A 7,841-nucleotide genomic window follows, 5' to 3' on the forward strand; every position below is an offset into this window, starting at 1 on the left:
GGATATTCTTATGTGGTCTGCTACCCTACATTGATCTGAGGGAGTATAATGGATCTTACAAATAGTATTACACTACTCCATATCCAATCAACCGGGTTCCCGGATCTTTTTGGCAGGCAACAGGCAGCAATGCGGGGTGGATAATCCGTTGCATTTTGCAGACGGTGAACTCCCCGCAGATTACCTGAAGTACACCTACCGGAAGGTGCTCTGGATACTTGGTGGAATTGTCGTTCTCTTCCTCCTGCTTATTCTCTCGATCTCGGTTGGGGCAGTCGCTATTCCGCCGTATGAGGTCTTTCTGACTTTAATCGGCCAGAACGCCACTGAAAAGTGGGATCGGATCATCTGGAATATCAGGCTCCCCCAGGCGCTTGCGGCAATCATCTGCGGAGCCGGGCTTGCGGTTGCCGGGGTGGCGATGCAGTCGATCCTGAGAAACCCGCTTGCATCGCCCTTCACACTTGGTATCTCAAATGCGGGTGCCTTTGGTGCGGCAGTTGCGATCATCTTCCTCGGCACCGGCAGGATGACCTCGACGACTGCGGGTGCGGTGATCATCAATAACCCCTATGTGACGACTATCTGCGCCTTCATCTTCTGCATGCTCGCAACCATTGCGATCCTCGCGATCGCAAAGATCAAGGCATCTTCGCCGGAAGTGGTGATTCTTGCCGGTGTTGCCCTTTCGTCTCTCTTTACGGCAGGGGTGATGTTCCTCCAGTACTTCAGTGATGACGCCCAGCTTGCAGCAGTTGTCCACTGGACATTCGGCGATGTCGGGCGTGCCAGCTGGTCTGAAGTGTACCTGATGGGGGCTGTTGTGATTATTGCCTGCATCTACTTCATCTGGAACCGCTGGAACTACAATGCAATGGATGCAGGCGATGAGACGGCAAAGGGGCTTGGGGTGAATGTCGAGCGGCTCAGGAATGTCGGCATGATCATCGCCGCCCTTGTCACAGCCGTCCTCGTCTCGTTCCTCGGTGTCATCGGGTTTGTCGGGCTCGTCTGCCCGCATATGGTCAGGCGGATCATAGGCGACGAACAGCGGTACCTGATTCCCGGATCAATTGTGATGGGCGGCATCCTCCTGCTTGCATCAGATACCGTTGCCCGGCTGATCGTCGCGCCGTATGTCCTGCCGGTTGCGATCCTGACGGCGTTCATGGGCGCACCGGTCTTCATCTACCTGCTGCTTCGGGGGTATAAGCGATGATCCTGAATGTCGATGAACTGAAATTTATGTACCGGAACAAGGGGATCCTTGATGAGATCGCTTTCTCAATCAACGAGGGCGAGATCGTCGCTATCCTGGGCCCAAACGGTGTCGGGAAGACGACCCTCCTGAAGTGCCTAAACCGGATCCTGGTACCGAAGCAGGGCGCAGTCTCCGTCTGCGGCGATTCACTCAATTCGCTTGAACTGATGGAGGTTGCCCGGCGGATCGGCTATGTTCCCCAGCGGGTTGAGACCGGGAGATTAACCGGTTTTGACGCTGTCCTCCTCGGAAGGCGGCCACATATCGGATGGGATGTCACCGGGAATGATCTCAAAATCGTTGAGGCAGCATTCCGGGCATTTGGGATTGAGCGTCTTCGCCTCCACTACATCGACGAGATGAGCGGCGGAGAGCTCCAGATGGTTGCAATTGCACGGGCCTTTGTCCAGGAGCCAAAGATCCTGCTGCTGGACGAGCCGACGAGTGCGCTTGACCTGAAGAACCAGATCGAGATCCTGCACCGGATCACCGCAATTGTTGAGGAACACAATATTGCGGTTGTGATGACGATGCATGACTTAAATACGGCTCTCCGGTATGCTGATCGGTTCATCCTCTTAAAAGACCAGTTCATCCATACCTGTGGGGACAGAAGCGTTGTTACTGCTGCTGAGATCGAGGCAGTCTATGGCGTTCCGGTGATGATCGGGGAGCTTGAAGGGGTGACCTGTGTCATCCCGCAATGCCTCTGCAACGGGAATGGAAGGAAAACGAAGATACCAATAGACGAAGAAGGTAGTACTTATGTGCGAAACGCATGATCACCAGGTGATGGAGTCCGGGAAGTACCCGGCATTTGAAGAGTGTGTAACATTCCACGGCCATTCATGTCCCGGCCTTGCGATCGGGTACCGTGCTGCCCGTGCCGCGATGGAGGCGCTTGGCGTTGCCCGGCCCTATGATGAGGAACTCGTCACCGTTGCCGAGACTGATGCCTGCGGTGTTGACGCAATCCAGCTTGTGACCGGCTGCACCGCCGGGAAAGGGAACCTTGTCATCCATGATTACGGGAAGAATGTCTTCACCTTCTATGCCCGCGAGAAGAACAGGGCGGTGCGTATCCTGATTAAGAGCCGGGAGATGGCCGGTAAGCAGGAGATAGATACCCTGCGGCCGAAGATCTTTGCCGGGACCGCGACTGACCCAGAAAAGAAGCGGTTCTATGAGCTGATGGCAGCCGCAACAGAAGCCACCCTTACGGTCCCGCAGGATGAACTCCTCACCGTCACCGAGGTGGCATTCACCCCTCCTGAGAAGGCACGGATCTTTCAGACTGTCACCTGCCCGGACTGCGGTGAGCCGGTTGCGGATGCAAAGATGCAGACGGCAAACGGGAAGGCTGTCTGTGCAACCTGTGCTCTTTCAAAAACAGGGTAAACACTCTCCCTTATTTTTCAGACTGCAACCGGGCGGATACCTGGTTCGCTCCTATCAAAAATGCTATAAGCTCTCCTGCCCCCTTCTCTCCTGTGGTCTGATGTTAAATAAAAAAATTATGTACGGGACCCTCGCGGCCCTTCTGGTCATCGCCTGCCTGGCTGCTGCCGGGTGCATGGAAGGTGATCCTGCAGGAGGCAGGGAGACGATCGTCATCGGCGGAAAGCCCTTTAATGAACAGTATATTCTCCCTCATATGATAGCCCTCCTCCTTGAGGAGGAAGGATACAGAACAGATATCCGGCCCGGAATGAATGACGCGACGCTTTTTGAAGGGATTAAACGGGGACAGGTGGATGTCTATGTCGAGTATACCGGAACCGCGTACTCCCAGCTCCTGAAGCTTGAGCCGCTTGAGGTATGGGAACCGGATCATGTCTATACCCTGGTCAGATCCCATCTTGCTGAAGAAGGAATAGACGTCCCGTTCAGGCTGGGTTTCAGAAATGATTACGCTATTGCCGTGAAGGACTCCTATGCTGCAGAGCATGGCATCGAAACAATCAGTGATCTTGTGCCTCATGCAGGTAGTCTTACGTTTGGCAGTGATCTTGTCTTCCATGAACGTGAGGATGGCCTTCCACGACTACAAGAGGTCTATGGCCTCAGCTTTGCTGATGTTGTCCCGATGTCGCCGACCCTGATGTACGAGGCGATTGCAAACGACCAGGTTCAGGCGATCCCTCCCTATACAACAGACTCACGGGTGGATCTCTACAACCTGGTTGTCCTTGAGGATGATCAGGCAGCTCTTCCCCCCTATGAGGCGATGCTCTTTGTACGATCAGATCTTGCCTCAGATGAGCGGCTCACCAATGCCCTCTCAGTTCTTGCAGATCAGATCGATACCGATGAGATGCGGGCGCTTAATGCCGAATTTGACAATGACAAGCGTGAGGCACGGGATATCGCACGTGACTATCTCAGGAGAGAGGGGCTGATCTCCTCCTGATTCTCTTTTTCCCCGGATGGATGTGGCGATGTGCATGGGAAACGACTCTTTGACCGGATCGATTCGATCAGCATCTCGGGAGTAACAAAACAATTCGGTGATGTCGTCGCTGTTGACGATCTCAGTCTTGATGTCAGGGGAGGAGAACTGCTCATCCTGATCGGGGGTTCGGGGTCCGGGAAGACGACGATGCTCCGGATGATCAACCGCCTGATCGATCCCGATTCCGGATCAATTGCCATCAATGGTACTGAAACAACCACCCTTGATCCGATCGCCCTGAGGAAGAACATCGGGTATGTGATCCAGCAGATCGGGCTCTTTCCCCATATGACCATCAGGGATAATATCGGGCTTCTCCCAAAGATCGAGGGCTGGAGCAATGATCGAATAGATGAGCGTGTCCGGGAGCTGCTTGCCCGTGTCCATCTTTCCCCGGATCTATTCATGGATCGGTACCCAAAGGAGCTCTCAGGCGGCCAGCAGCAGCGGATAGGCCTTGCCCGTGCTCTTGTCATGGACCCTCCCCTCCTCCTGATGGATGAGCCCTTTGGTGCACTCGATCCCATCCTCAGACGCCAGCTTCAGGACGATTTCCTTGGTATCAAGGCGGATATCGGTAAAACCATCGTCTTTGTGACCCACGACATCAATGAGGCGTTCCGGCTCGGGGATCGGATTGCGATTATGGATGAAGGACGGCTCATCCAGGTGGGGGCTGCCCGGGATCTGATCCTGAATCCTGCTGACCAGATGGTCTCCGGGCTCGTTGGATCAGATCATCTGTACCGGCATCTTGAGAACCTGACTGTCCGGGATCTGATGCAGCCAGCAGCTGATCTCTGCCATCTTCAGGCTACATGCACCCTTGGTGAAGCCATTGCCCGGATGCAAAACCCTGGTGCGGCGATTGCAATTCTAACCGATGGTGTTGCTTCACCCACCATTGTCAGGATGGCTGATCTCCTCCAGGGCGGCGACAATTCAGCTATGGTTGGATCATATGCCTGCTCTCCCCTCATCCTGGAACCTGATGAGCCGGCTCTCCCTGCTCTCACCCGGATGAAGTCGGGACCCGACTGTCCAGCCGTTGTTGCAGAAGGCAGGCACCCGGTTGGCCTCCTCACCCCGGATATGGTGGTGCGAAAACTTGTATAGGAGGTGATCCGGGGATGCCTGATGAACTGCAGATGGTCTGGGTCAGGTATAACCTGACCGAGCGGACGATTGAGCATCTCCAGATCTTTTCCATTGCCCTTCTCATTGGGATTTTGATCGGGGTGGCAACAGGTCTCTTTCTCTATCGCCGGAGGAAGTTTTCGCCCCCGGTTTTTTCGGGCCTGAATGCGGTGCAGACCTTCCCGGATATTGCCCTGCTCATCCTTCTCATTCCCCTTGCAGGGATCGGAACAGTCCCGACGATCATCGCCTGTGTCATCTACTCGATCCTCCCGATAGCAAGGAACACCTATACAGGGCTCATCTCTGTCAGCCCCGAACTCCTCGAGGTCGGCCGGGCAATGGGGCTTGTTGAACGGGATATCCTCCTGAAAATACGGCTTCCGTTCGCCTTTCCGATGATAGCAGGCGGGATCAGGATTGCCATCGTCTTCACGATGGGGATCGTCACCCTGGGAGGTATCTTTGGTGCAGGTGGTCTCGGTGCCCCGCTCCAGACCGGGATTAACCTGATTCGCCCGGATATCATCCTTGTTGCCGGGATCTGGGTGGGGGTGCTTGCCGTCTTCCTCGATGGCATCGCAGGCGGGATCGAGGCGGCACTGAAGCGGAGGACCGGATCATGGTGAGCCCTGATCTGATCTGGAGCCCGATCCTCCAGCATATCATCCTGGCATATACCGCACTCCTTGCGAGTATTGTCATTGGGATATCGCTTGCAGTCCTCTCTCTCTTCAGCAGGACCATGGAGAGGGTGGTGCTGGTCCTCGCAAACCTGGTGCAGGCGGTACCAACCTTTGCAGTTGTTGCAATCGTTGTTCCGCTGATTGGGATCGGGTTCTGGCCTGCGATCATCGCCATCTTTCTCAGGGCGCTGCTCCCAATCGTCAAAAACACGCTGGTCGGGCTGACCTCAACAGATCCGGCTCTCATCGCCGCAGCTGAAGGGATCGGCCTCTCGAAATGGGAGATTATCAGGTATGTCAGGTTCAAAAATGCGTATCCCGCTATCTTTGCCGGGGTGAAGTTTGCGGCGATCCTGGCAAACAGTGTCGCGATTTTGACGGCGATGATCGGGAGCGGCGGGCTTGGCACCCTCGTCTTTGAAGGGCTTGCCGGGGTGAATATGATGAAGATGCTCTCCGGCGCCCTCCCGGCAATTGCGATCGCCCTCTTCCTTGACGGATCGCTCTCCCGGCTGGAGAGGAGGATGGTGCCGCCGGGTGTGAGGGAAGCCTGATCTCCGAGACTGCGAAATAATTCGCAATATACGCCAGCTTATTCATTGTGTATGCTTCATGTATCAGTATGGTACGATTCATAGTTTCGGGAGCCCTGCTCCTCCTCGTCTGCCTTGCGGTTGCAGGCTGCGTCTCGGAGGCGCCGCTGGCACCAGACGAGCCAGCTGCTCCCCCGCTTGCGGGAACCTCCTGGGAGCTTGAGCAGTTCACGATGACGAAGGCCAATCCTCTTGATGGAACAACCATCACGCTCATCTTCGACGACGGGAGCCTCGGCGGGAATGCCGGATGCAATCTCTATTTTGGTTCATTCACCCAGGAGGATGAGCAGATCGCAATTGATGGGATCGGCTCGACCCTGATGTACTGCACCGAACCCGGTGTTATGGACCAGGAGCATCTCTACCTCTCGCTTCTTGGGGATGTGGCGACAGCTCAGATCGATTGCGATACACTGATCCTCTATGATGGAGATGGTGTTGCAATGCTGGCCTTTACCGAGGTGGTCCCTCCTGAAGAAAAGGATCCGTCTGCCGAACTGCCGGGATCAGACTGGCAGCTTGAGACATTCATCGATTCAGAAACCGCATCATCTCTTGTTCTGGAGACGACAATCACCCTTTCGTTTGATCATGAGGGTATAAGCGGCAGTGCAGGCTGTAACCGCTACGTCGGTACATATACGCTTGATGGATCAACAATCGAATTTGGACCTGTTGGTGCGACGAAGATGTACTGTGGCGAACCCGGTGTTATGGATCAGGAGAGCCGGTATCTTTCATATCTTGAAAATATGAGTTCTGTTCTGATCAAAGGAGACCGTCTCACGCTCACAGATGACGAAGGCGACCAAAGCCTTGTCTTTACCAGGATGCAGCCAACAGATCCGCTTTCCAGTACCAAATGGAAACTGGCGTCGATAACTCAGGATGGTCAGACGATCAAAGCACATACCGAACGGGCGGTGACTGCTGCCTTTGATGGTGAACGTATCACAGGGTCTGGCGGCTGTAACAGTTACTCGGCAGAGTACCTGCTGGATGGTTGCAAGATGACCATTGGCCTGCCCGTGAGCACCCTCGTCTATTGCGATATCCCTGGCGTTATGGACCAGGAGAGCCACTACTTCTCCCTGCTTCCAGAGGTGAGCGGGTATGAACGTGATGGCGACCATCTTGTCCTGTATACAGGCAATGAGACGACCCGGCTCTCCTTTACCAGGGTTCTCTAGTCTCACCACCTCCAACTCATTATTTTTGCTTCCTTTTCTCTCAAATACACCTATTTTATCTCCAATTTTCCTGTTGCCGCATCTGCACTGCATATGCTGTTTGTTCCTGACGCAAGTATCACAGCTTCTATCAAAAAAAGCTGCGATCCTGATGGAATGGAGGCGTATTCAGGCGCGCAGTACCTAATTGATTTATATGTGATTAGGATTCAACTTATAAATTTTAGTAATATCTTTAAATATAGTACAGTTTTCGAACAGCTCTCTGATTTGGCTTTGTATCTCTGCATCTTCGGGTGTGTGGTCTCATGGGACTGCCCTGCAAGGTACGTTCCTGTAAGGTATGGAAACCGGGTCAGCTATGTACAGTAAATCAGCTTACATCTTTAGAAAATCTTCAAATGGAAAATCGCAATATTTAAGCTATCTATTCTGCACCCCTCCATTGTCCGAGGTAAAATCCTATGGCTATGAAGTATGTACAAACCACCTGCCCCTACTGCGGGACAGGCTGCAGCA

9 protein-coding genes are annotated in these 7,841 nt (G+C 54.0%); all 9 read left to right on the forward strand.

Annotation, left to right across the window (positions count from 1 at the left end; all coding sequences use genetic code 11):
* Positions 1–148: 148 nt before the first annotated feature.
* The gene (locus ABCO64_RS03965; RefSeq protein WP_253456570.1) at positions 149–1,219 is read left to right on the forward strand and encodes a FecCD family ABC transporter permease; all 1,071 of its coding nucleotides are present in this window, start codon (positions 149–151) and stop codon (positions 1,217–1,219) included.
* A complete protein-coding gene (locus ABCO64_RS03970; protein WP_253456502.1) occupies positions 1,216–2,043 on the forward strand; it encodes an ABC transporter ATP-binding protein in 828 nt (275 codons plus the stop codon). Before ABCO64_RS03965 ends, ABCO64_RS03970 begins: the two co-directional genes overlap by 4 nt.
* Positions 2,027–2,659 (forward strand): FmdE family protein, encoded by a 633-nt coding sequence (locus ABCO64_RS03975; protein ID WP_253456505.1) that lies wholly within the window; start codon positions 2,027–2,029, stop codon positions 2,657–2,659. Before ABCO64_RS03970 ends, ABCO64_RS03975 begins: the two co-directional genes overlap by 17 nt.
* Before the next feature lie 100 nt (positions 2,660–2,759).
* Entirely contained in the window at positions 2,760–3,671 is a 912-nt protein-coding gene (locus ABCO64_RS03980) for a glycine betaine ABC transporter substrate-binding protein (protein WP_253456508.1), read from the forward strand.
* A gap of 30 nt (positions 3,672–3,701) precedes the next feature.
* Entirely contained in the window at positions 3,702–4,829 is a 1,128-nt protein-coding gene (locus tag ABCO64_RS03985; RefSeq protein WP_253456511.1) for an ABC transporter ATP-binding protein, read from the forward strand.
* 14 nt (positions 4,830–4,843) lie between these two features.
* On the forward strand, positions 4,844–5,479 hold the full coding sequence (locus ABCO64_RS03990; RefSeq protein WP_253456514.1) for an ABC transporter permease: 636 nt from the start codon (positions 4,844–4,846) through the stop codon (positions 5,477–5,479).
* Positions 5,473–6,090 carry an ABC transporter permease gene (locus tag ABCO64_RS03995; RefSeq protein WP_253456517.1) on the forward strand — a complete coding sequence of 206 codons (618 nt, stop codon included), beginning with the start codon at positions 5,473–5,475 and terminating at the stop codon, positions 6,088–6,090. Before ABCO64_RS03990 ends, ABCO64_RS03995 begins: the two co-directional genes overlap by 7 nt.
* Before the next feature lie 68 nt (positions 6,091–6,158).
* Positions 6,159–7,322 (forward strand): META domain-containing protein, encoded by a 1,164-nt coding sequence (locus tag ABCO64_RS04000; protein WP_253456520.1) that lies wholly within the window; start codon positions 6,159–6,161, stop codon positions 7,320–7,322.
* Positions 7,323–7,792: 470 nt separating this feature from the next.
* A partial coding sequence (locus ABCO64_RS10945; protein WP_425463697.1) for a hypothetical protein occupies positions 7,793–7,841 on the forward strand: 49 nt, incomplete at its 3' end.

The sequence above is a fragment of the Methanocalculus natronophilus genome, from assembly GCF_038751955.1.
GTDB classification, from domain to species: Archaea; Halobacteriota; Methanomicrobia; order Methanomicrobiales; family Methanocorpusculaceae; genus Methanocalculus; species Methanocalculus natronophilus.